General features: G+C 52.4%; 23 protein-coding genes and 2 tRNA genes. 11 read left to right on the top strand and 14 right to left on the bottom strand.

Features of this window, described 5'->3' with window-relative positions; all coding sequences use genetic code 11:
* Positions 1-60 precede the first annotated feature (60 nt).
* A complete protein-coding gene (gene rplU / locus WCG50_RS09980) occupies positions 61-372 on the bottom strand; it encodes a 50S ribosomal protein L21 (protein ID WP_114968999.1) in 312 nt (103 codons plus the stop codon).
* 204 nt (positions 373-576) lie between these two features.
* Between rplU and WCG50_RS09975 the strand changes: the two genes are divergently transcribed.
* The 8 genes from WCG50_RS09975 to WCG50_RS09940 all read left to right on the top strand — a co-directional run bounded on the left by WCG50_RS09975 (position 577) and on the right by WCG50_RS09940 (position 7162).
* Complete coding sequence (locus tag WCG50_RS09975; protein WP_336899447.1) at positions 577-1506, top strand: polyprenyl synthetase family protein; 930 nt, start codon at positions 577-579, stop codon at positions 1504-1506.
* Between the two features lie 28 nt (positions 1507-1534).
* A tRNA-Pro gene (locus WCG50_RS09970) sits at positions 1535-1611 on the top strand.
* Between the two features lie 114 nt (positions 1612-1725).
* Positions 1726-3459 carry a type IV-A pilus assembly ATPase PilB gene (gene pilB, locus WCG50_RS09965; protein WP_336899445.1) on the top strand — a complete coding sequence of 578 codons (1734 nt, stop codon included), beginning with the start codon at positions 1726-1728 and terminating at the stop codon, positions 3457-3459.
* 29 nt (positions 3460-3488) lie between these two features.
* Entirely contained in the window at positions 3489-4706 is a 1218-nt protein-coding gene (locus tag WCG50_RS09960) for a type II secretion system F family protein (protein WP_336899444.1), read from the top strand.
* Positions 4706-5548, top strand: coding sequence for an A24 family peptidase (locus tag WCG50_RS09955; RefSeq protein ID WP_336899443.1), 843 nt, complete (start codon positions 4706-4708; stop codon positions 5546-5548). Before WCG50_RS09960 ends, WCG50_RS09955 begins: the two co-directional genes overlap by 1 nt.
* 3 nt (positions 5549-5551) lie before the next feature.
* Entirely contained in the window at positions 5552-6169 is a 618-nt protein-coding gene (gene coaE / locus WCG50_RS09950; RefSeq protein WP_336899442.1) for a dephospho-CoA kinase, read from the top strand.
* 28 nt (positions 6170-6197) lie between these two features.
* Positions 6198-6953 carry a cell division protein ZapD gene (zapD, locus tag WCG50_RS09945; RefSeq protein WP_336899441.1) on the top strand — a complete coding sequence of 252 codons (756 nt, stop codon included), beginning with the start codon at positions 6198-6200 and terminating at the stop codon, positions 6951-6953.
* Positions 6950-7162 carry a DNA gyrase inhibitor YacG gene (locus WCG50_RS09940; protein ID WP_336899440.1) on the top strand — a complete coding sequence of 71 codons (213 nt, stop codon included), beginning with the start codon at positions 6950-6952 and terminating at the stop codon, positions 7160-7162. The genes zapD and WCG50_RS09940 overlap by 4 nt, the downstream gene beginning before the upstream one ends.
* 38 nt (positions 7163-7200) lie before the next feature.
* Here the strand turns inward: WCG50_RS09940 and WCG50_RS09935 are convergent, their stop codons facing one another.
* From WCG50_RS09935 to WCG50_RS09915, 5 genes are all read right to left on the bottom strand, one after another.
* Positions 7201-7686 carry an NUDIX domain-containing protein gene (locus WCG50_RS09935; RefSeq protein ID WP_336899439.1) on the bottom strand — a complete coding sequence of 162 codons (486 nt, stop codon included), beginning with the start codon at positions 7684-7686 and terminating at the stop codon, positions 7201-7203.
* Positions 7683-8561 (bottom strand): ATP-binding protein, encoded by an 879-nt coding sequence (locus WCG50_RS09930; RefSeq protein ID WP_336899438.1) that lies wholly within the window; start codon positions 8559-8561, stop codon positions 7683-7685. Before WCG50_RS09930 ends, WCG50_RS09935 begins: the two co-directional genes overlap by 4 nt.
* Positions 8558-9787 (bottom strand): bifunctional glutamate N-acetyltransferase/amino-acid acetyltransferase ArgJ, encoded by a 1230-nt coding sequence (argJ, locus tag WCG50_RS09925; RefSeq protein ID WP_336899437.1) that lies wholly within the window; start codon positions 9785-9787, stop codon positions 8558-8560. The genes WCG50_RS09930 and argJ overlap by 4 nt, the downstream gene beginning before the upstream one ends.
* Positions 9788-9878: 91 nt before the next feature.
* Positions 9879-12644 (bottom strand): preprotein translocase subunit SecA, encoded by a 2766-nt coding sequence (gene secA / locus WCG50_RS09920; RefSeq protein ID WP_336899436.1) that lies wholly within the window; start codon positions 12642-12644, stop codon positions 9879-9881.
* Between the two features lie 141 nt (positions 12645-12785).
* The gene (locus tag WCG50_RS09915; protein ID WP_336899435.1) at positions 12786-13790 is read right to left on the bottom strand and encodes a M23 family metallopeptidase; all 1005 of its coding nucleotides are present in this window, start codon (positions 13788-13790) and stop codon (positions 12786-12788) included.
* A gap of 24 nt (positions 13791-13814) precedes the next feature.
* On the opposite strand from WCG50_RS09915, the gene WCG50_RS09910 reads away from it, so the two are divergent.
* The gene (locus WCG50_RS09910) at positions 13815-14126 is read left to right on the top strand and encodes a hypothetical protein (protein WP_336899434.1); all 312 of its coding nucleotides are present in this window, start codon (positions 13815-13817) and stop codon (positions 14124-14126) included.
* Positions 14127-14337: 211 nt separating this feature from the next.
* Here WCG50_RS09910 and WCG50_RS09905 read toward each other — a convergent pair.
* The 6 genes from WCG50_RS09905 to petA all read right to left on the bottom strand — a co-directional run bounded on the left by WCG50_RS09905 (position 14338) and on the right by petA (position 18520).
* A tRNA-Thr gene (locus WCG50_RS09905) sits at positions 14338-14413 on the bottom strand.
* Positions 14414-14463: 50 nt separating this feature from the next.
* A complete protein-coding gene (locus WCG50_RS09900; protein ID WP_336899433.1) occupies positions 14464-14976 on the bottom strand; it encodes a ClpXP protease specificity-enhancing factor in 513 nt (170 codons plus the stop codon).
* A gap of 16 nt (positions 14977-14992) precedes the next feature.
* Positions 14993-15604 (bottom strand): glutathione S-transferase N-terminal domain-containing protein, encoded by a 612-nt coding sequence (locus WCG50_RS09895; RefSeq protein WP_336899432.1) that lies wholly within the window; start codon positions 15602-15604, stop codon positions 14993-14995.
* 102 nt (positions 15605-15706) lie between these two features.
* Entirely contained in the window at positions 15707-16471 is a 765-nt protein-coding gene (locus WCG50_RS09890; RefSeq protein WP_336899446.1) for a cytochrome c1, read from the bottom strand.
* Positions 16472-16493: 22 nt separating this feature from the next.
* Positions 16494-17894 (bottom strand): cytochrome bc complex cytochrome b subunit, encoded by a 1401-nt coding sequence (locus WCG50_RS09885; RefSeq protein WP_336899431.1) that lies wholly within the window; start codon positions 17892-17894, stop codon positions 16494-16496.
* Positions 17895-17905: 11 nt separating this feature from the next.
* Positions 17906-18520, bottom strand: a complete 615-nt coding sequence (gene petA / locus WCG50_RS09880; RefSeq protein ID WP_336899430.1) for a ubiquinol-cytochrome c reductase iron-sulfur subunit — start codon at positions 18518-18520, stop codon at positions 17906-17908.
* Positions 18521-18666: 146 nt separating this feature from the next.
* Here petA and mscL point away from each other — a divergent pair, with 146 nt between their 5' ends.
* Positions 18667-19095, top strand: coding sequence for a large conductance mechanosensitive channel protein MscL (gene mscL / locus WCG50_RS09875; protein WP_336899429.1), 429 nt, complete (start codon positions 18667-18669; stop codon positions 19093-19095).
* 64 nt (positions 19096-19159) lie between these two features.
* Here the strand turns inward: mscL and pdxA are convergent, their stop codons facing one another.
* Both pdxA and WCG50_RS09865 read right to left on the bottom strand, forming a co-directional pair.
* Entirely contained in the window at positions 19160-20206 is a 1047-nt protein-coding gene (gene pdxA, locus WCG50_RS09870) for a 4-hydroxythreonine-4-phosphate dehydrogenase PdxA (protein WP_336899428.1), read from the bottom strand.
* A gap of 5 nt (positions 20207-20211) precedes the next feature.
* Positions 20212-20970, bottom strand: coding sequence for a Nif3-like dinuclear metal center hexameric protein (locus WCG50_RS09865; protein ID WP_336899427.1), 759 nt, complete (start codon positions 20968-20970; stop codon positions 20212-20214).
* A 542-nt stretch (positions 20971-21512) separates the two neighbouring features.
* Here WCG50_RS09865 and WCG50_RS09860 point away from each other — a divergent pair.
* Complete coding sequence (locus WCG50_RS09860) at positions 21513-22655, top strand: trypsin-like peptidase domain-containing protein (protein WP_336899426.1); 1143 nt, start codon at positions 21513-21515, stop codon at positions 22653-22655.
* Positions 22656-22658 lie beyond the last annotated feature (3 nt).

Below are 22658 nucleotides of genomic sequence, written 5' to 3'. Positions count from 1 at the left end.
GGAATCGCGCCCATTTCGCGTAGAGCCGCCGCCTTTTTTCTGTGCCATGACTCTTACCTCTTAAGCAACAATCGCGCCGATCAGCAGTTCAGTGAACTGTTGACGATGCCCTTGACGTTTCTGGTAGTGCTTGCGACGACGCATTTTGAAAATGCTAACTTTGTCGTGCTTGCCGTGAGCCAGAACTGTGACACTCACAGTTGCGCCGGACACCAAGGGAGTTCCAACTTTCAGATCTGCGCCGTTGCCGACTGCCAAAACTTCATTGAAAACAATCTCTTGGCCTACGTCCGCAGCAATCTGTTCTACTTTAATTTTTTCGCCGGCAGCAACTCTGTATTGCTTGCCGCCGGTTTTTATGACCGCGTACATGATGACCTCTTCTCGTTTGCTCTGGGAACGAATTTTCGCAGAGCCAGCTATTATAGTGCAGCCGTAATTTTTCAGCAAACTTAACAAATTCATCCAAATTTGTGTGTGCACAAGTTTCTATAATGCGCCCCACACAACCGGTCATTTGTTTTGCAAGTCAATACCCCTAACCCCGCTCATTCACTGTCGATCATTGCGCAAGATATGCGCGAAGTTGACCAGGTTATCGCCCGCCGACTGGACTCGTCCGTCCCGCTGGTTGGTCAAGTCTCGCGCTATATCATTGCCGCAGGGGGCAAACGATTACGCCCATCGCTCCTGTTGTTGACATGCGGAGCGTTAGGCTACCGCGGTGAGCAGCGTTTCAATTTGGCCGCTGTCGTTGAATTCATTCATACAGCCACCCTGTTGCACGACGACGTGGTGGACGACTCAGCGCTGCGGCGCGGCAACGCCACCGCCAATGAAACCTTTGGCAATCCGGCTAGCGTGTTGGTGGGTGATTTTCTTTACTCCCGTGCGTTCCAGATGATGGTGGACGCCCAAAACATGCGCATCATGGAAGTCCTTGCCGACGCCACCAACGTGATCGCCGAAGGTGAAGTGCTGCAATTAATGAATATGCACAACGCCGCGCTTGATGAGGCCGGCTACCTGCAAGTGATCCGATCCAAAACCGCCAAATTATTCGAAGCGAGCGCACGCGTAGGGGCCATTCTTGCTGGTGGCACGCCAGAAATGGAAGAGGCTTGTGCCATTTATGGCCAGGCCCTTGGCACCGCTTTTCAGGTCATTGATGATGTACTCGACTACACCGGCGAGGCGGATGTCATGGGAAAAAACCTGGGCGACGACTTGCGCGAAGGCAAAACCACCCTCCCCCTGATTGCGGCCATGCAGCGTGGAACGCCAAGCCAGCGCAGCCTGATTAAAGAAGCGATTGAAACCGGCGGAGTCTCCATGCTGGCTCAAGTGGTTGACATCGTTAAAACCACGGGTGCCCTTGATGTCGCCAGACTGGCAGCCACACAGGAGGCACAACGCGCTGCTACGGCTGCCAGACTGCTTCCAGCAGGCCCTCACACCGACTGTTTGATACAATTATCTGATCAGTTGCTCGAACGCCAGTCCTGATAATTCAGGAGTTTGAGGGCAACAAATTCGGAATGTGGCGCAGCCTGGTAGCGCACTTCGTTCGGGACGAAGGGGTCGGAGGTTCGAATCCTCTCATTCCGACCATTTTGTTGTCAAAATACATCCTTGCAGCTAAAACTCGTTGCCTTTTGATTTAATTCGTTCAGGCAACTCGTTGTAGTCGAATGAAACCATGTTGAAGTAGTACATTTTCGAACTATGGCCGCTGTTGACACCCCTCATTCCGAATCATCTACCAATGCCCTTCCGGGTTTGGGTCGTGCCCTTGTACTCGCTGGCAAATTAGGGCAAAAGTCTGCGGAAGAAATTTACCGAAAAGCGCAAAGCAGCCGAACCAGTTTTATAGCCGAGCTAACCGGTTCCGGGGTGGTTTCGGCGGCAGATCTCGCGCACACGATGTCGACAGCTTTTGCTGCCCCATTGATCGATTTGGATGCCATCGACTCACAGCGCCTTCCCAAAGGATTGCTGGACGTAAAAATTTGCCACGACTACCGTGTCGTAGTCTTAAGCAAGCGTAACAATCGGTTAATCGTGGCCACCGCCGACCCGTCTGACAGCCAAGCCGTCGAAAAAATTAAATTTGCTACCCAGTTAAGTGTTGATTGGGTGATTGCCGAATACGACAAACTCCTGAAACTAGTTACCGTCAGCGCGACGACTGCTGCCGAGACGATGGACAACATCATTGGCAGTGAGTTCGAATTTGAAGAGTCTTACGCAGAAGCTGTTACAGATAGTTCGGTCGCAGCGGCTTCCGAAGTTGAGGACGCACCGGTCGTCAAGTTTTTGCACAAGATGCTGCTGGATGCCTTCAGCATGCGCGCTTCAGATTTGCACTTCGAACCCTACGAACACAATTACCGTGTTCGATTCCGGATTGACGGAGAGCTCAGAGAAATTGCCTCCCCGCCCATCGCCATCAAGGACAAGTTGGCTTCTCGCATCAAGGTTATTTCGAGAATGGACATCTCGGAGAAGCGCGTGCCACAAGATGGAAAGATGAAGCTGAAGATTGGCCCAGACCGGGTCATTGACTTTCGTGTCAGCACTCTTCCGACTTTGTTTGGCGAAAAAATTGTAATTCGTATCCTTGACCCGAGCAGTGCCAAGTTAGGGATTGATGCGTTGGGGTATGAACCCGAAGAAAAAGCCAGGCTTATGCAAGCGATTGGCCGACCTTATGGGATGATTTTGGTCACGGGTCCTACGGGCTCTGGCAAGACCGTGTCCCTTTACACGTGCCTGAACATACTGAATAAGCCTGGCGTCAATATTGCCACCGCTGAAGATCCTTGCGAAATCAATTTGCCAGGTGTGAACCAGGTCAGCATGAATGAAAAAGCGGGTCTGACTTTTGCTGTCGCCTTGAAATCATTCCTGCGTCAAGACCCGGACATCATCATGGTTGGCGAAATTCGCGACCTTGAAACAGCAGATATTTCCATTAAAGCAGCGCAAACGGGCCATCTCGTGCTTTCCACTTTGCACACAAACGATGCACCCACAACGCTCACCCGGATGCGAAATATGGGCATTGCACCCTTTAATATCGCCTCCAGTGTGATCCTCATCACGGCGCAGCGCCTGGCGCGCCGACTTTGCCCGAATTGCAAGTCCCCCATCGAGATACCCAAAAAAGTGCTGACAGATGCCGGCTATTCCGAGGATGAACTTAAAGAACCGTGGATCACTTATCGAGCGGTGGGTTGCTCCATGTGCAATAACGGATACAAAGGCCGCGTTGGCATTTACCAGGTCATGCCCATCAGCGAGGAAATCCAGCGCATTATTCTGCGTGATGGCAATGCGCTTGAGATCGCTGAGCAGTCAAAACGTGAAGGTGTGCGCACCTTACGGCAATCCGGCTTGCAAAAAGCAAAATTAGGCTTTACTTCTCTGGAAGAAGTACTAGCCGTGACGAACGAATAGACTAACAAACCCACACCTCAAGGGACCACATGGCAACTGAAAAGTCAAAAGGCACCAAAGAGTTTGTCTTTGAATGGGAAGGTAAGGACCGCAACGGCAAACAAGTTCGCGGTGAAACGAGAGCATCTGGAGAGAATCAGGTCAAAGCGGCGCTGCGACGTCAAGGGGTCATGGCATCCAAGATCAAAAAACGCAGGATGCGCTCTGGAAAATCGATCAAGCCGAAGGACATGGCCATCTTCACACGTCAACTGGCGACCATGATGAAGGCTGGCGTGCCCTTGCTTCAAGCTTTTGACATCGTGGGACGCGGGAACCCCAATGCCAGCGTAACCAAACTTCTTAACGACATCCGTACTGATGTTGAAACGGGGACCTCGCTCAGTGTGGCCTTTCGTAAATTTCCGCTTTACTTTGACAACCTCTATTGCAACCTGATTGAGGCGGGTGAATCGGCCGGCATTTTGGACCAACTCCTGGACCGACTTGCGGTCTACATGGAAAAAACAGAGGCGATCAAGTCCAAAATCAAATCTGCCTTGATGTACCCGATCTCGGTGCTGATCGTCGCCTTCGTCGTCACAGCGGTCATCATGATTTTTGTGGTGCCCGCTTTCAAGGAAGTATTTTCCAATTTCGGCGCGGATCTGCCCGCGCCGACACTGGCTGTGATTGCCATTAGCGAAATTTTCGTGAAATATTGGTGGCTTATTTTTGGGGGTCTGGGCGGCGGCTTTTATTTCTTCATGCAAGCGTGGCGGCGTAACGAGAAGATGCAACACGTCATGGACCGTATCATGCTCAAGATGCCGATCTTTGGCACTTTGGTCGACAAATCATGTATTGCACGCTGGACGCGCACCTTGTCTACCATGTTTGCAGCTGGCGTTCCCTTGGTGGAGGCGCTTGATTCCGTGGGGGGCGCTGCTGGCAACTCTGTCTATGAGATGGCCACCAAGAAAATTCAGCAAGAAGTTTCCACGGGTACCGCGCTGACGGTCGCCATGACCAACACCAATCTCTTTCCGTCCATGGTTTTGCAGATGTGCTCCATTGGTGAAGAGTCGGGGTCTATCGATCACATGCTCAGCAAGGCCGCTGACTTTTACGAAGCCGAGGTCGACGACATGGTGGCGGGCATTTCCAGCTTGATGGAGCCCATCATTATTGTGATTCTGGGCACCGTCATTGGCGGCATCGTGGTGGCCATGTACCTGCCCATCTTCAAACTGGGTCAGGTTGTCTGATGCAGGTTTTGCAATGGCTTGACCTGTCTGGGTTCGGAATTCTTGGGCTGCTGATTGGCAGCTTTCTCAATGTCGTTATTTACCGGCTGCCCCTCATGCTGGAGGCGCAGTGGAAAGCTGAATGCGCAGAACTGGCTGAGAAGGAGTTACCCGTCACCGAAAAATTTAACTTGAGCGTGCCGCGCTCTCGGTGCCAAAAGTGCAGCCATCAAATCAGTTGGTATGAAAATATTCCCGTCCTGAGCTATCTTTATTTGCGCGGCAAATGCTCTGCTTGTTCAACGCCGATCAGCATCCGTTACCCGCTGGTAGAGATGACCACTGGCGCACTTTTTTTATATTGCGCCTGGAAATGGGGCGCCACTCCCACCGCGCTGCTCTGGTGTTTTTTTTCTGCCACGCTCCTGGCCTTGGCCCTGATCGACTGGGACACAACGCTATTGCCAGATGACATGACACTGCCTCTGCTCTGGAGTGGTCTGGTTGCGGCCCTGCTGCAATGGACCACAGTGCCACTTTCAGCCGCCGTCTGGGGTGCCATCGCAGGCTATATGTCTTTGTGGCTCATCTACTGGGCCTTCAAGCTGATCACAGGAAAAGAAGGCATGGGGTTTGGTGATTTCAAACTGTTTGCAGCGTTAGGGGTCTGGTTTGGCTGGCAGGCGCTGATACCCATCATTCTGATGGCGTCGGTTATTGGCGCCATGGTGGGCATTGTCATGAAATTCTCCAGCGGACTGCGCGAGGGCGGCTATGTTCCGTTCGGGCCTTTTCTGGCAGGTGCCGGATTCACGGTCATGTTTTTTGGACCAAGTTCCATTCTTCAATTTTTCGGGTTGTAGATCGTGCTGACTTCTGTCCGGCTAGGACTGACCGGCGGGATTGGAAGTGGCAAGAGCACGGTCGCCCAACTTTTCGCGAAGATGGGGGCTGTCGTGGTGGATGCCGACGCTATTGCCCGCGAACTGACACTGCCACAGGGTCAGGCCATGCCGCTGATTGTAGCTACTTTTGGACCAGCATTCACAACCCTTTCAGGCGCTTTGGACCGAGAGAAAATGCGCGCGCTTATTCACACAGATGCAAGTGCACGCCAACGGCTTGAGTCCATTATTCACCCGATGGTGGCCCTTGAAACAGAGCGCCAAGCCCAAGTGGGCGTTCATGCAGGCTGTCCCTGCATCGTGTTTGATATTCCATTGCTGGTGGAGTCAGCGACCTGGCGGCAAAAAGTTGATCATGTGCTGGTGGTAGATTGCACGCCAGAAGTTCAAATTAGCCGAGTGATGACCCGAAGCCTATTGCCGCGTGACGCTGTCGAGAAAATCATGTCATCCCAAGCAGGGCGCGAGCAACGACTTGGCGCAGCCGACTCGGTTATTTTTAATGCGAACCTGACGCTTGCGCAACTGGGCGCCGAGGTTCATCAAATTTCTCACCGCTTCGGGCTATCATCGAAGTAGCCTCTGACCTACCCATAAAAGCCCTAGCGTGATCCTTTACGAATACCCCTTTAACGAGCGCATCCGCACTTATTTGCGACTGGAACATTTATTCCTGCGTTTGACCGAACTCGTCTCTCGCGAGCAGGCCATTGACCATCACTTTGCGCTCACCACCATCTTTGAAGTGATGGATGTGGGTGCCCGGGCTGACCTCAAATCAGACGTCCTCAAAGACCTGGACAAACAAAAACACATCCTGGATGCTTACAGGGGCAACCCGGCCATTGCTGAAGGCATCCTTGATGAAGTCATCAACCAGCTTTCAAATTGCTTCCAGGCCTTGAGCAGTCTGCCTGGCAAAGCCGGCCAGTCGCTCACAGAAAATGATTGGCTTATGAGCATTCGCAGCCGGGTTGGAATTCCAGGGGGAACCTGCGAATTTGACCTGCCAGCCTACTACGCATGGCAGCACAAACCCGGCAATGAGCGACGGGCCGATCTGATGCGATGGATTGCCACGCTGACACCACTGGCCGAGTCGATTCATGTCTTGCTGAAACTGCTGCGAGATTCGGGCGCGCCCCAAAAGGTCATCGCCAATGGGGGCCAATTTCAGCAAAATCTACCCCAAGGCAGAACATTTCAGCTCTTGCGCCTGCTCATTGATCCGTCGCTCGGGTTGATCCCTGAAATCAGTGGCAATCGGCTTATGGTGTCAATTCGCCTGATGCGCCACGGCGAAGATGACCGACTCCATGCGGGTGGCGAGGACGCTTCTTTTGAATTGACGTTGTGCTCATGACAAGCACTGAAGCAGCCCGCGCTGGCTCACCCAAACTGGTCCCCTGCCCAACGTGTGGTGGCGACAGTCTCTATGCACCGTCCAATGACTACCGCCCTTTTTGCAGTAACAGATGCAAAAATATCGATTTGGGCGCGTGGGCCAATGAAGACTTTCGCATGGCCGCCAAAGTCTCGCCCGAAGACCTGCTGACAAACGACGAACAGTAGCCAAAATTTATACAAAATCGGGCTCTAGCCCCCGTGCATCAAGCGTGAGCAGCTATTGAATGTGTAGCACCCATAAACCTGCGTTCGCTGGCCAACCATTGCAGAACTGGCACCGTTCCGGGTAAAACGGGTTCAACGACCACCGGTAAACGCTGCCACGCAAACGATTGGGCTTCGCGCATCTGCAAGTCGCCGGTCCAGCTAAAAACCTTGCAAAAGTTCAAACGCACCAGCGCGTGCGGGTAGTCCACCAGCTCAACCTTCCAGGGCGTGACCGCCCCGATGGTGATGCCCAGCTCTTCGTGCAGCTCCCGCGCCAAGGCCGCTTCAACCGTTTCACCGGCCTCCAGTTTGCCGCCGGGAAACTCCCAATACCCTTCGTACACCTTGCCGACGGGCCGGGAGGTCAGCAAAAAGTCACCATTGGCCTGAATCAGCACGCCGACCGCCACCTCAACCACCGCACGGTCAGCGCCCCCCTCGCGGGGGAGCGCGGCGTCTGCAACCAAGGTGGGTTTTTTCATGCGTTTGAAGTGTGTTTGCCAGCGTAGTCGCGGGCAAATTGATACGCCACGCGGCCGCTGCGCGAGCCCCGCTCCAGCGCCCACACCAAGGCTTCAGGCCTAGCGGCCTCAATGGCGGCGGGCGTCACCGCAAACGAGGACAACCATTGCGCCACGATGGTGAGGTATTCATTTTGGGTAAATGGGTAAAAGCTGACCCACAAACCAAAACGCTCAGACAGAGAGATTTTTTCCTCAATGACCTCACCGGGATGCACTTCGCCATCATCGGTGTGCGTGTACGTGAGGTTTTCCTTCATGTACTCGGGCAACAAATGGCGCCGGTTGCTGGTGGCGTAAATCAGCACATTGGGCGTGGTGGCGGCAACAGAGCCGTCCAGAATGGACTTGAGCGCCTTGTAGCCGGGCTCGCCGTCTTCAAAACTCAGGTCGTCGCAAAACACGATGAATTTCTCAGGCCGCTCGGACACCACATCCACAATGTCGGGCAAGTCCACCAGATCGGCCTTGTCAACTTCAATCAAGCGCAGGCCGCGGTCAGCGTACTCATGCAAACAGGCTTTGATCAACGAGGATTTTCCGGTGCCGCGAGCCCCCGTCAACAGCACGTTGTTGGCAGTTTTTCCATTCACAAACTGCTGGGTGTTGAGGTGAATCTTCTCTTTTTGTGTCTCAATTTCTTTCAAATCAGACAAACACATTGCCCCCACATGGCGCACCGGCTCCAGCGCGCCGTGACCAGAGCTGCGCTTGCGGTAGCGGTAGGCAATGGAGGCACTCCAGTCAGGCGCTGACAGCGGCTGCGGCAACACGGACTCAATGCGGCTGATCAGCTGCTCGGCACGGTGCAGCAAATGTTCAAACTGCTGGCTCATGAGCGGTAATCTGCGTTGATCGTGACGTACTCATGGCTCAGGTCGCAGGTCCAGACGGTATCTGCCGCATCGCCGCGCCCCAGCACCACCCGCACGGTGATCTCGCTCTGCTTCATGACGCGCTGACCCTCTTCTTCGCGGTACAAGGGGTTGCGCCCGCCTTTGATGGCCACATGGACCTCATCCAGAAACAAATCAATACCGGTCTGGTCGAGGTCAGCAATACCGGCGTAACCCACGGCCGCCAGAATGCGTCCCAGATTGGGATCACTGGCAAAAAAGGCGGTTTTAACCAACGGCGAATGAGCGATGGCATAGGCCACCTGACGGCATTCAGCCGTAGTATTACCTCCCTCAACCTTGATGGCGATGAATTTGGTAGCGCCCTCGCCATCCCGCACAATCGCTTGCGCCAGTTGGAGTGCCACCGACAACATGGCCGCCTTGAGGGCCTGACCGTCTGCGCTGTCCAGCGAATCGATTACGGCATGCTTCACTTTATGGGTGGCAATCACGACAAAAGAATCGTTGGTCGAGGTGTCGCCATCGACCGTCACCCGGTTGAAGGAGCCTTCTGCCAGTTCGGTGGCCAATTGGCGCATGAGGGCCGGGCTGACGCAGGCATCGGTGGCCATAAAGCCCAGCATGGTTGCCATATTGGGCCGAATCATGCCCGCGCCCTTGCTGATGCCGGTGATGCTCACCAAGGCGCCGCCTATCATCACCTGCGTGCCAAAAGCCTTGGCCACGGTGTCGGTGGTCATGATGCCTTCGGCGGCGCGTAACCAATGGTTGTCGCCCATATCGGCCAAGGCGCCGTCCAGCCCGGCTTCAATGCGATCGATGGGCAAGGACTCCATGATCACGCCGGTGGAAAACGGCAAAATCTGGTTCGCTTCAATACCCAGTTTGGCAGCGAGCGCCTTGCAGGTGCTGAGCGCGCGAACACGCCCATCTTCACCCGTGCCAGCGTTCGCGTTCCCGGTGTTGATCAACATGGCTCGTACACCCTTGCCGCTGGCAAGATGCTCGCGGCAAATTTGTACCGGGGCTGCGCAAAAACGGTTTTGCGTGAACACGCCTGATACGCAGGCGCCCTCATCAATCAATACCACCGTCAAGTCTTTGCGATTGGCTTTGCGAACACCGGCTTCAGTGACGCCAATGCGCACACCGGGCACGGGATAAAGTGTTGCAGGGTTGGGGGCAAGTAAATTGACAGACATTTTTTTCCTTCAGAAATGACACGATTATCAAAAAATTAGTCCCTCAAAAAACAAACGGGCCTAAGGCCCGACTGTTCAGAGAATGATGACCTTAAACCAACTTACCGTGGCATTGTTTATATTTTTTTCCACTGCCACAGGGACACTGTTCATTGCGACCCACACGTGGGACTTCGTCGCTAAGGTTAAATGTCTTTTTACTGAACATTGTTTCATCAACCGTCGTTTCGACATCACCAGTGACTGTTGGCGCACTGTAGGTCACATTGGAAATGCTTTCTCCGCGGCTCTCCATGTCTTCAGCGGCTTGTTCCAACTGCTCACTGGACTGAACTTTGACGGTCATCAGCACTTTGGTAACGTCATTTTTAACCGCATCAAGCAACTGACCAAACAGCTCAAATGCTTCACGCTTGTATTCCTGCTTTGGCTGCTTCTGGGCATAACCACGTAAATGAATACCTTGGCGCAGGTAATCAAGAGAACTCAGGTGTTCGCGCCAATGGGTGTCAATACTTTGAAGCAAGACCATGCGCTCGAACTGGGTGAAGTTTTCGCCACCAACTTGCTCTACTTTGGCATTAAAAATGCTGTTTGCTTCAGTGCGAACGCTCTCCAGCAGGTCCTCATCGGTAATCGCACTGGCGGCAGTCACCTGCGCCTGAAGTGGCAAGTTCACTTGCCACTCCTCAGACAACACTTTTTCAAGTGCTGCTATCGCCCACTGCTCCTCAACCGATTCGACCGGCACGTATTGGCGCACTAAATCGTTGAAGCAACCTTCACGCAAAGACTCAATTTGCGCTGACAGATCTGTTGCATCCAAAATTTCGTTGCGCTGCTGGTAAATGACCTTGCGCTGGTCATTTGAGACATCGTCATATTCAAGCAGTTGCTTACGCATGTCGAAATTACGCGCTTCTACCTTGCGCTGCGCACTCTCAATACTGCGCGTCACGATGCCGGCTTCGATGGCCTCGCCATCCGGCATTTTGAGCCGGTCCATGATCGCCTTGACACGGTCGCCGGCAAAAATTCGCATCAGCGAATCGTCCAGACTCAGGTAAAAACGCGACGAACCCGGGTCGCCCTGACGGCCCGAGCGGCCCCGCAACTGGTTGTCAATCCGGCGCGACTCATGCCGTTCGGTGGCAATGATGCGCAGGCCACCTAGGGCCTTGACCTGTTCATGGTCTTGTGACCATTGAGCACGGATAGCATCCATTTTTTGTTGCTTTTGACCCGCGTCCAGCGACTCATCCAACTCAACGGCTTCCAGAGCCAGACTCATGTTGCCGCCCAACACAATGTCGGTCCCGCGACCGGCCATGTTGGTGGCAATAGTGATCATCTTGGCGCGTCCGGCCTGGGCCACGATATCGGCTTCGCGGGCATGCTGTTTGGCATTGAGCACCTGGTGTGGCAACTTTTCTTTCTCAAGCAGTTGCGCAATGATTTCCGAATTTTCGATGGAGGTCGTGCCGACCAGAACCGGTTGACCGCGCTCGTAGCACTCACGAATATCCTTGATGGCCGCTTCGTACTTCTCACGCGTCGTTTTGTACACACGATCTAGCTGGTCTTCGCGCCGACTTGGGCGATTGGGCGGCATCACCACCGTTTCGAGTCCGTAGATTTCCTGGAATTCGTAGGCTTCGGTATCTGCCGTGCCCGTCATGCCTGCCAGCTTGCCGTAAAGACGGAAGTAATTCTGGAACGTAATGGACGCCATCGTCTGGTTTTCAGGCTGAATCTGAACGCCCTCTTTGGCTTCAACTGCCTGATGCAAACCTTCGCTCCAACGGCGACCCGACATCAAACGTCCTGTAAATTCATCAACAATAACGATCTCGCCCTCTTGCACCACGTAATGCTGGTCACGGTGGTAAAGATGGTTGGCACGCAAAGCGGCGTACAAGTGGTGCATCAGCGTGATGTTGGCTGGGTCGTACAGCGTGGCACCTTCAGGAATTAGATTCAAATCAGACAGAACACGTTCGGCACTTTCATGGCCCTGTTCCGTCAGAAATACTTGGTGACTTTTTTCGTCGAGCGTAAAGTCGCCAACCTTGGTGATGCCCTCGCCGGTACGCGGGTCTTCTTCACCTTCTTGGCGCGTGAGCAAAGGCACTACTTTATTGATGGCCAGATAAAGGTCGGTGTGGTCTTCTGCCTGACCGCTGATGATGAGCGGCGTGCGAGCTTCGTCAATCAGAATCGAGTCAACCTCATCAACAATGGCGTAATTCAGGCCACGCTGAACACGGTCAGCAGCCTCATAGACCATGTTGTCACGCAAGTAATCAAAACCAAATTCGTTGTTGGTGCCGTAGGTAATGTCCGCTTGGTAAGCTGCCTGCTTTTCTTCACGCTGCATGTTAGGCAAGTTGATACCAACCGTCAGACCCAGGAAGTTGTAGAGTTTGCCCATCCACTGCGCATCACGGTTTGCCAAGTAGTCATTCACAGTGACCACATGAACACCCTTACCCGTCAATGCATTCAGGTACACCGGCAAAGTCGCAGTGAGCGTTTTACCTTCACCCGTGCCCATTTCGGAAATTTTGCCGTTGTGCAGCGACATACCGCCCAGCATCTGCACATCGAAATGACGCATTTTCATAATGCGTTTGGAGCCCTCGCGCACCACCGCAAAGGCCTCCGGCAGTAAGGTGTCAACCGTTTCGCCCGCTGCGACGCGGTCTTTGAACTCCTGCGTTTTTCCGCGTAAAGCTTCATCAGTCAACTTTTCAAGCTCGACCTCCATCGCATTGATCCGTACCACCGTGGAGCGATATTGCTTGATCAGGCGGTCATTCCGACTGCCGAAAATTTTAGTAAGAATATTTGTAGCCATGAACGCAAGACTTACCCAGCAGCCCACATGGGCCAACAAAGCAGCTCTACCTTTTTCTAATCTGTTTGAAATGGAGACGCCATCACAAAAAACAACCGTTTGTACGGAATTTGCCTTTCTGTGATCGCTTACGTTCTGATTTTACCTTTGAGAAGGTGCCCACCTTGAAGTGATATCAGCAACAGCAGATTGAAGCGATGGATTGACACCAGAAACCTTGGTCAATTGGCCAAGAGGAAGGTGTTTACCTGCTGCGAGAAACTTTTGAGGATCCTGCGGAATTCCTTGCACCAAAACTTCAAAATGCAAATGAGCGCCAGTCGAGCGACCTGTGCTGCCTACCTCTGCTATTTTCTGGCCTCGCTTGATCATGTCACCCTTTTTTACGAGTGTTTTTGAAGAATGCGCATAACGTGTCACCAAATCATTGCCGTGGTCAATTTCAATCATATTGCCATAGGCAGGATGAAGCTCCTGTGTCACAACGACACCCGCTGCCGCAGCCAATATGCTTGCGCCCGTTTCAGCCTGAAAATCCAGACCTGTATGAAGGGCAGAACTACCTGTGAAAGGATCGATCCTCCAGCCAAATGATGAGCCTAAATTCCCCACAGCAACCGGTAGCTGAGAAGGAATCATCATGGAGAGAATTTTCTTGTCAAATAGTCGCGACTCCAAAACAGTTAATAGATCTGATCTTTGGTCCGTCAGTTGATCAAGTTCTGCCAATGTCACTCGGAGTTCTTCCATGCTTAGAGACCTCCCAGAAATGAATACCCCACCTTGCCCCGGCACCTTCTTGATGATTGCAGGATTGATGCCGGCCAATCCAGAAACACGCTCACCTAAAGACTCAAGTTGTGTCAACTTGGCTTGCATTTCACCTGTTTTACGGGCTAGGACGTCAAGGTTTTCTCGTAAAAAACGGTCACGCTGTTCAAACTCATCTTTGACGACGAACTTCACCAGCGACCCTACGATCGGCCAGCCTTCTCTGGCACCTTTCAAGAATACCCAGTGGTAAAGCATCGCCGCTATCAACATTAATACAAATGAAACCAATACCGTCGACAGAATCAGTTTTGTTCCACTGAGATGAATGGCACGACTCTTGGCAAGCCATGCATCCGTGATAATCAATTGCATTCAAAAAGTCCTACAACATACAAAATGAACCGACGCCACTATCCTGTTTCGCTTTTGCAGGCTAGTCAAAACTCGCCTACTCTTGCGCGGCTGATTGAACTCAATGCAGATTCAGTGTCTATGCTCAAAGCAATTGAATTGCTCATTCCTAGTGCATTACGAACAACATTAAAAGCGGGCCCGATTGAAGAGGCAGGTTGGTGTCTGATCGTCAATAACAATGCAGCCGCTGCAAAAATTCGCCAACTATCTCCTGCGCTTGAAGCTCATTTGCGTACCAAGGGTTGGTGTGTAAAGTCAATCAGAATAAAAGTTCAAATTCCTCAAAAACATTGAACATAAACACTGTGAGAACCAGATCAGTGTAGGTTTAGTTTTTAAGTTTGGGCATAAGCCAAATCAATGATTTCTTGTTAAAGCACCTTTAACACACCAGGTCGATGCTAGTTAGCTACTTTTTTATTAACAATTTGCGTGCAAATAAAAACCCGCTCATCAACTAAGAAGGCGGGTTTAAAATATTTAGACTTTCACTGTGACAATGAAATGGTGCCGCTTGTCGGATTCGAACTGACGACCTACCGCTTACAAGGCGGTTGCTCTACCAACTGAGCTAAAGCGGCACAAAACTATTTTACTGGACTATTAGAGCCTCAATAGCCTAGGTCATTAATTATTTCACTCGTTTTAGAGTTGGTCTAGGACCTCTAGGCGAATCTGGATCACCATTGGGCTCGTTGGCTCGAGATTCAGAATCCACACTGGTTAGTTTTACCAATTTAACTTCCGGGGTTCCAGAAACAACTTCTCTCGTAGTTACTGAGCTTTTAATGGAAGGATTGGATGATGCTTCTGCTTTGGTGGTTCCTAAAGGAAACGCCATACCCTGACCATTTTCTTTAGCGTAAATTGCAATAACCTGAGACAACGGAATCAAAATATCGCGAGCGGTCCCTGCAAAACGACCTTTAAATTCTATGAAGTCATTTCCCAAGACTAGCGAACTGGTGGCATCAAAACTAATGTTGAGAACAATCTCACCGTCTTTGACGTACTCCCGCGGTACTTGAACACTGTCGTTAACAGACACTGCCACATAAGGTGTGAACCCGTTATCAGTACACCACTCGTACAAAGCTCGGATGAGATAGGGACGAGTGGAGGTAGCTTCTGAAGCGTCAATCATTGCGGTCTTGTTTTGCTTACTTGCGCATCACTTTTTCAGAGGGCGTCAGTGCTTCAATATAGGCTGGACGAGAGAAAATTCTCTCAGCATACTTAAGCAAAGGTGCAGCATTCTTGCTGAGATCAATGCCGTAGTAATCAAGACGCCAAAGCAATGGGGCGATAGCAACATCAAGCATGGAAAAACCATCGCCCAACATGTATTTATTTTTCAGGAAGACGGGTGCCAGTTGCGTAAGGCGATCACGAATGTGTGCCCGGGCTTTTTCCAACACTTTTTCATTGCTCTTGGCAGCTCTGGACTCAAGGGTCAGCACATGCACAAACAACTCTTTTTCAAAGTTGAGAAGGAACAAACGCACACGGGCACGGTCAACGGGGTCTCCGGGCATCAACTGAGGATGTGGAAAGCGCTCATCGATGTACTCATTGATGATGTTTGATTCGTACAAAATGAGATCGCGCTCAACCAGGATTGGCACCTGGCCATAGGGATTCATGACATTAATGTCTTCAGGCTTGTTATACAGATCCACGTCACGTATCTCAAAGTCCATGCCTTTTTCAAACAGGACGAAACGGCAACGGTGGGAAAACGGGCAGGTAGTACCTGAATACAACACCATCATGGCGGGAGCTCCTAAAAAATAAAAAGAGTGGGGTGCCTAACGCAACCCACTCTGAAAAGCCAAGGCCAGGCACCTAGTGCGAAGCCAAAGCAAATACCTGTGCTACTTGATGTCTTTCCAGTAGGCGGCGTTAAGACGCCACGCAAAGAAAGTAAACATAGCGAGAAATAGCAAAACCCAAACACCAATACGAACGCGCGTATTTTGAACTGGCTCACCCATCCATTGCAAGAAACCAACCAAATCACCCATTGATTGATCAAATTGCAGAGGAGTCATGCTACCGGGTTTGATTTGTTCCCAGCCCTTCAGGACGTGAACCACTGCGCCATGTTCCGTAGTTTCCTCATAAACTGGACGACGCACACCTTGCAGCTCCCAAAGCACATGCGGCATGGCTGCATTTGGGAAAACCAAGTTATTCCAACCGGTTGGTTTTGTTTCGTCTTTGTAAAAAGTACGAAGATAAGTGTACAAATAATCAGCACCTGTACCACCAGCACCCGCACGAGAACGTGCAATCACTGTCAGGTCAGGCGGATTAACACCAAACCAGGCCTTGGCCTGCTGAGGATCAATGGCTGCTTTCATAGTGTCGCCAATTTTGGCATTGGTGACCAGCAGGTTGTCCTTGATCTGCGCTTCAGTTAAGCCTATGTCTTGCAATCGGTTGTAACGCATGAACGCTGCAGAGTGGCAATTCAAACAGTAGTTGACAAACAACTTGGCACCATTTTGAAGTGCCGCCATGTCGTTTATCTTGTTAGGCGCTTTGTCCCAAGCCGGACCACCGACATTAGCCTGAGCACTTAGTGCCAAACCTAATGTCATCATCAAACCGAGAATAATTTTTTTTGTGAAACCCATGGTTTTCATAATTTTTTCCAATTCAATGCGCCGTGAAGGTGACACGATCCGGCACCGGTTTCGATTTTCCAATACGACTCCACCAAGGCATCAGCAGGAAGAAGCCAAAGTAGAACAGGGTTCCGATTTGAGAAACATAACCACCAATGGCTGACGGTGGCTGCATACCCAAATAACCGAGTACCAGGAAGTCAACAACAAATACAGCGTAGATATATTTATGCCAATCAGGACGGTAACGAATGGACTTAACCTCACTGTTATCCAGCCAAGGCAGGAAGAACAGAATGACAACACCGCCACCCATGGCAACCACACCCCAGAATTTGGCATCAATCGCCAGCATCATTGCCACCACCACGACGGCTCCGCCCAAGATAATTCCCTTGAACAGGTTCGGCATTTTGACCTTAGTAACGCCTAAAGCGGCACCAGCCAACACACAGGCAATCAAGGCGTACATCATCTCACCCGTCACAGCACGCAACATGGAGTAGAACGGAGTGAAGTACCAGACCGGTGCAATGTGCAAAGGCGTTTGGAACGGGTTAGCCGGGATGAAGTTGTTGTATTCGAGGAAGTACCCACCCATCTCCGGGGCAAAGAACACGATCGCCGTGAACACCATCAAGAACACGCTGACGGCAAAGATATCGTGCACCGAGTAGTACGGATGGAATGGAATTCCGTCCAAAGGCTTGCCATTGGCGTCCTTGTTGGCTTTGATCTCAACGCCATCAGGGTTGTTCGAACCCACTTCGTGCAGCGCAATGATGTGAGCAACAACGAGGCCCAGCAACACAAGCGGTACAGCGATCACGTGGAAGCTGAAGAAGCGATTCAGCGTGGCATCGCCCACCACGAAGTCGCCACGAATCAGCAAGGCCAGATCAGGACCCACAAAAGGAATGGCTGAAAACAAGTTAACAATCACCTGTGCGCCCCAATAGCTCATCTGGCCCCAAGGCAACAGGTAGCCCATAAAGGCTTCAGCCATCAATGCCAGGAAAATGCCACAACCAAAGATCCAAATCAATTCGCGAGGCTTGCGGTAACTGCCATACATCAAACCGCGGAACATGTGGAGATAGACCACCACAAAGAAAGCCGAAGCACCCGTGGAGTGCATGTAGCGAATCAGCCAGCCCCAGGGCACATCGCGCATGATGTACTCGACAGAGCCGAATGCCAGACCGGCATCAGGCTTGTAGTGCATGACCAGAAAAATGCCGGTGACGATTTGAATCACCAGCACCAACAGCGAAAGCGAACCGAAAACGTACCAGAAATTAAAATTCTTGGGCGCGTAATATTCGCTCATGTGCTCTTTGAAGAGCTTGGACGCTGGGAAACGGTTGTCTACCCAATTCAGCAACTTCTCACCTGCTGGCGCATTCGGGGAAATTTCGTGGAAATCAGCCATGTTGTTAATCCTTAGGCTTTCTTGTCATCACCGATCAGCAACTTGGTGTCTGACAGGTACATATGAGGAGGGACTTCGAGGTTGTCGGGTGCTGGCTTGTTTTTGTAAACACGACCCGCCAAATCAAAGGTAGAACCGTGGCATGGGCAGAAGAAGCCGCCTTGCCAGTCATCCGGCAATGAAGGCTGGGCACCGGTCTGAAATTTATCAGAAGGCGAACAACCCAAATGCGTGCAAATGCCGACAGCAATCATGTATTCCGGCTTGATGGAGCGGGTTGCATTGCGTGCGTAAGCTGGCGCCTGATCGGCTGGCTTACGTTCGGATTTTGGATCAACCAATTGCGAATCAAGCTTGGGCAAAGCTGCCAACTGTTCCGGCGTGCGGCGCAAGATCCAAACGGGTTTGCCGCGCCACTCCACGGTCATTTTTTCGCCTGGCTTGAGTGCAGAAATATCTGCCTCTACTGCAGCGCCGGCGGCTTTGGCTTTTTCAGATGGCTGAAAACTACTAACGAATGGCACGACGGCGGCTACGCCACCTACTGCACCTGCGCAACTGGATGCAATCAGCCACGTTCGTTTGCTTGAGTCGATTTGACTACTGTCGACAAGGGTTTCACTCATTGGATTCCTCAATGAAAATCATCGCTACTCGGGGTTAACGCGTGATTGTAGCTGACCGTTCGCAACAAACTCTCTGCAGAACACTTGCCCATCCGTCGGTTTTTAGTTGATACTTCGGCCCTTTAATTAATTAAGGAGTCTCAACAATGGGCATGATGCAAGAGTTCAAAGAGTTTGCGGTCAAAGGCAATGTGATGGATCTCGCCGTCGGTGTGATCATTGGAGGCGCTTTTGGCAAAATTGTTGACTCCGTGGTGGGCGACTTGGTGATGCCTATGGTGGGCGCAGTTATCGGGAAACTGGATTTTTCCAATATGTTTGTCGTGCTGGGTCAAGCGCCCGCTGGCAACGCCATGACTCTGGATGCCCTGAAAAAAGCAGGGGTTCCGGTTTTTGCCTATGGCAACTTCATCACGGTGGCGGTTAATTTCGCAATTTTGGCGTTCATCATTTTTATGATGGTCAAACAAATCAACCGCATGAAGAAAGCCACGCCGCCACCTCCCGCCGCACCAGTTGTTACGGCTGAGGATGTGTTGCTCTTGCGTGAAATTCGCGATAGCCTCAAAAAATAAACTGCTATTAATAAAATAGCATATTAAGCAAGTTGATAAAGGGCCAGAAGCCAATCAGGCATCGCTAACCATTCAATGAGGTCAACTGCTTAGCCACCCGAATAGCCTCTATCAGACTTGCCGCATCGGCGCAGCCTGTGCCGGCAATGTCAAAGGCGGTCCCGTGGTCGGGGCTGGTTCTCACCAGCGGCAGTCCCAGCGTCACGTTGACACCTTTTTCTACCCCTAAGTATTTCACCGGAATGAGTCCCTGGTCGTGGTACATCGCCACCACGACATCAAACTCTCCCGGTTGATCTTGTTTGGCCCTTGCCCGCATGAACACCGTATCAGGCGCAAATGGGCCACTGACGAGCATGCCCATGGCGTTGGCTTGCGCTATGGCCGGCGCAATGATGTCAATTTCTTCGCGCCCAAACAAACCACCCTCCCCGGCATGCGGGTTCAAGCCCGCCACACCGATACGAGGCGCGCGACCCAACATCGCGCTGAGAGACTCATGTGTGATTCGCAGGGTTTGAAGCACATTGTCAAATGTCACTGCATCTATCGCATTTCGCAATGTCATGTGAATGCTCACCAGCACGACTCTTAGTTCGTCATTGGCCAGCATCATGCGTACAGGCATCTCTGAGAGTGGCTTTCCCGCGAATTCGGCCGCCAGGGCCTGCAGCATTTCGGTATGTCCGGGATAGTTTGAATGTGGCTGGCCTGCCAGTGCCAGTGCTTCCTTGTTCAGCGGCGCGGTCACCAAGGCCGCAATGTCGCCCCGCAAGGCTGCGCGTGCGGCCCAGACGACACATTCGGCGGCAAGTCTGCCCGCGCTGGCATTTAACAATCCAAAGGGCGGCAACACAGCCAATGACCCCACCTGCAAAACGGGCAGGCAACGCGGCGGCATGTTCAACACGTCAGCGGGCGATTGAATCAACGCCACCGGCAACGGCACCTGACCCGCACAAACCACCTGAACCGCGCGGCGCATCGTTGCCACATCACCCACCACAAAGCAATTCTGAGTCACATCAGAGGCATCACGAAAGGCTTTAACGATGATCTCGGGGCCAATGCCGGCGCAGTCACCGAGCGTGATAGCAATAGGTTTATTCATGATTTTCAAGCCGGGTTATCAATATCAATGAATTCATGTTGCAAGCCCAATTGGGCCGCGACATGGGCGGCGACTGCGGGCGCGCCATAGCGCTCACTGGCGTGGTGACCACAGGCCAGGTACGCCACACCGCACTCACGCGCCAGATGGGCTTGCGGTTCAGAAATTTCGCCCGTGATGAAGGCGTCTGCGCCAGCGGCAATCGCTGCCTCGAAGTAACTTTGCGCACCGCCGCTACACCATGCTATTTTTTTTATAGCTATTTTCGCAACATTGACGAGGGCTACAGGTCGTTTTACCTTAAATTCCAGATGCTGCGCCAGGGCTTCGGCCGATTCAAAACAAGCCTCATCGACCCGCCCCCCCAGAAACCCGAGATTTTGCTCACCAAAATGGGACTGGGCCGACAGACCCAACATTAGGCCAAGTTGCGCGTTATTACCCCATTCCGGGTGCGCATCCAGCGGCAGATGGTAAGCAAACAGATTGATGTCATGCGCCAACAACAAGGCCAGGCGCTGCTTCAACCAACCCGTCACGCGCCCGTCCTGGCCTCGCCAGAACAGCCCGTGGTGCACAAAAATGGTGTCTGCCCGGGCCGCAATGGCGGCTTCGATCAGGGCCCGGCTGGCGGTCACGCCCGAAACGATTTTGCGCACCGTGGCTACGCCCTCCACTTGCAAGCCATTGGGGCCGTAATCACGGAAACGTTCGGGTTGGAGCAAGGCGTCAAAGGTCTGCAACAGCAGTGTGCGATCAGTCATTTCTTCATTTCCAGGTGTGGCAAGCCATTTAATTCAGGGAGACTCTGGTTGATCCTGCATTGTCGGCTCCACCGTACTGTCGCAGCCAGCGCCAACAGCAATCCACCGCCTGGCAATTCGCGCCAGGACCGGCGCCAAGACCAGTGCCATGCTGTGTAAGGGACGTGGCAGCAACTTTTTTAGTACCGCTGCAGGCTCCGAAAGAGCACCGCACCGGTACTGTTTCGCTGAATCCACCCAATGCACGGCAACACATGCACCATGTCGGCGCCTCGACAAGACCATACCCAACGGACACGGCTCCATCAGACAGCAAACGCCACATCCGTTGCACGGTGCGCCTGGCACCGGTTTAGTCGGCGCTTCGGGATGAATCTCGATGATTTGATGGTGGGCAGACATAGAACTGACGAACTTTACAGGGTTCAGTCTGGTAATCAGCAAATCCCCCACCAAGTGAGGACTCTGGGTGACGCCTACAATTTATCAACAAGTTACAGTCATGTCCCCTTTTTTGGAGGGCTTAGCGCCCAAAATTACTCATGAAACGTTTCTGGTTGTTGTTTTCTCAAACGGTTACGGTGCTGCTGGCGGCGTATTTTGTGGTCGGCACACTCAAGCCCGAGTGGCTAGGACATCAGGTAGTACACAACGCCGCCCTCTCACTGATGGAAGCCCCAGCCAGTGCCACAGGCGTCGCCCCAGCAGGTAGTTTCAGGCTGGCTGCGCAAAAATCTTCTGCGGCGGTAGTCAGCATCAACACCAGCAAGGCGGCCAGCAACAAGCAGCATGGCAACGACCCCTGGTTCAAGTTTTTCTTTGGCGATCAGGGCAACGAACCCCAGGTCGGCTTGGGGAGCGGCGTGATTGTGAGCGCCAGCGGCTACATCCTCACCAACAACCATGTGGTTGAAAGCGCCGATGAAATTGAGGTGGTTTTGAATGACAGCCGGAAAGCCCGCGCCAAAGTCATTGGCACCGACCCCGATTCTGACCTGGCTGTTCTCAAAATCGAGCTCGACCGCTTGCCCGTCATTGTTTTGGGCAATTCGGAATCGCTGCAAGTGGGTGATCAGGTACTGGCTATTGGCAACCCGTTTGGCGTCGGACAAACCGTGACCGGTGGCATTGTGAGTGCGCTGGGCCGCAACCAGTTGGGTATCAACACTTTTGAGAACTTCATTCAAACCGATGCCGCCATCAACCCCGGTAATTCGGGCGGCGCTCTGGTCGACACCAACGGCAACCTGATGGGCATCAACACCGCCATTTACTCACGTTCTGGGGGTAGCATGGGCATTGGCTTCGCCATTCCGGTGGCTACGGCCAAACTGGTGATGGAAGGCATTGTGAAAGACGGTCAAGTCACGCGCGGTTGGATTGGGGTGGAGCCCAACGAGTTGTCGCCTGAACTGGCTGAAACGTTCGGCGTCAAGGCTAAAGAAGGTGTGATCATTACCGGCGTGCTGCAAAACGGGCCGGCTGCCAAATCGGGCATTCGCCCTGGCGATGTCATCATCCGCGTAGCCGACAAGCCAGTCACCAATGTGACTGAATTGCTCTCCAGCGTGGCCGCCCTGAAGCCTGGCACCGCCTCCAAATTCAGCGTTTTGCGTCGCGAAGAAAAGGTGGAATTGAACGTTACGCCCGGCGTACGCCCGAAACCCCAAAGACCTGCGCAGTAGTTA

This window comes from Rhodoferax sp. (assembly GCF_037143375.1).
Classification (GTDB): Bacteria; Pseudomonadota; Gammaproteobacteria; order Burkholderiales; family Burkholderiaceae_C; genus Rhodoferax.
This window is presented reverse-complemented; position numbering and strand designations above follow the sequence as displayed.

What these genes read in the sequence shown, in the direction of transcription:
- WCG50_RS09885 (WP_336899431.1), bottom strand. Translation starts at nt 17,894, where the DNA reads ATGGCTGATTTCCACGAAATTTCCCCGAATGCGCCAGCAGGTGAGAAG.
- rplU (WP_114968999.1), bottom strand. Translation starts at nt 372, where the DNA reads ATGTACGCGGTCATAAAAACCGGCGGCAAGCAATACAGAGTTGCTGCC.
- WCG50_RS09915 (WP_336899435.1), bottom strand. Translation starts at nt 13,790, where the DNA reads ATGCAATTGATTATCACGGATGCATGGCTTGCCAAGAGTCGTGCCATT.
- WCG50_RS09935 (WP_336899439.1), bottom strand. Translation starts at nt 7,686, where the DNA reads ATGAAAAAACCCACCTTGGTTGCAGACGCCGCGCTCCCCCGCGAGGGG.
- WCG50_RS09940 (WP_336899440.1), top strand. Translation starts at nt 6,950, where the DNA reads ATGACAAGCACTGAAGCAGCCCGCGCTGGCTCACCCAAACTGGTCCCC.
- WCG50_RS09900 (WP_336899433.1), bottom strand. Translation starts at nt 14,976, where the DNA reads ATGATTGACGCTTCAGAAGCTACCTCCACTCGTCCCTATCTCATCCGA.
- WCG50_RS09975 (WP_336899447.1), top strand. Translation starts at nt 577, where the DNA reads ATGCGCGAAGTTGACCAGGTTATCGCCCGCCGACTGGACTCGTCCGTC.
- WCG50_RS09955 (WP_336899443.1), top strand. Translation starts at nt 4,706, where the DNA reads ATGCAGGTTTTGCAATGGCTTGACCTGTCTGGGTTCGGAATTCTTGGG.
- argJ (WP_336899437.1), bottom strand. Translation starts at nt 9,787, where the DNA reads ATGTCTGTCAATTTACTTGCCCCCAACCCTGCAACACTTTATCCCGTG.
- mscL (WP_336899429.1), top strand. Translation starts at nt 18,667, where the DNA reads ATGGGCATGATGCAAGAGTTCAAAGAGTTTGCGGTCAAAGGCAATGTG.
- WCG50_RS09865 (WP_336899427.1), bottom strand. Translation starts at nt 20,970, where the DNA reads ATGACTGATCGCACACTGCTGTTGCAGACCTTTGACGCCTTGCTCCAA.
- WCG50_RS09910 (WP_336899434.1), top strand. Translation starts at nt 13,815, where the DNA reads ATGAACCGACGCCACTATCCTGTTTCGCTTTTGCAGGCTAGTCAAAAC.
- petA (WP_336899430.1), bottom strand. Translation starts at nt 18,520, where the DNA reads ATGAGTGAAACCCTTGTCGACAGTAGTCAAATCGACTCAAGCAAACGA.
- WCG50_RS09960 (WP_336899444.1), top strand. Translation starts at nt 3,489, where the DNA reads ATGGCAACTGAAAAGTCAAAAGGCACCAAAGAGTTTGTCTTTGAATGG.
- WCG50_RS09930 (WP_336899438.1), bottom strand. Translation starts at nt 8,561, where the DNA reads ATGAGCCAGCAGTTTGAACATTTGCTGCACCGTGCCGAGCAGCTGATC.
- WCG50_RS09895 (WP_336899432.1), bottom strand. Translation starts at nt 15,604, where the DNA reads ATGATGGTGTTGTATTCAGGTACTACCTGCCCGTTTTCCCACCGTTGC.
- WCG50_RS09890 (WP_336899446.1), bottom strand. Translation starts at nt 16,471, where the DNA reads ATGGGTTTCACAAAAAAAATTATTCTCGGTTTGATGATGACATTAGGT.
- secA (WP_336899436.1), bottom strand. Translation starts at nt 12,644, where the DNA reads ATGGCTACAAATATTCTTACTAAAATTTTCGGCAGTCGGAATGACCGC.
- pdxA (WP_336899428.1), bottom strand. Translation starts at nt 20,206, where the DNA reads ATGAATAAACCTATTGCTATCACGCTCGGTGACTGCGCCGGCATTGGC.
- pilB (WP_336899445.1), top strand. Translation starts at nt 1,726, where the DNA reads ATGGCCGCTGTTGACACCCCTCATTCCGAATCATCTACCAATGCCCTT.
- WCG50_RS09860 (WP_336899426.1), top strand. Translation starts at nt 21,513, where the DNA reads ATGAAACGTTTCTGGTTGTTGTTTTCTCAAACGGTTACGGTGCTGCTG.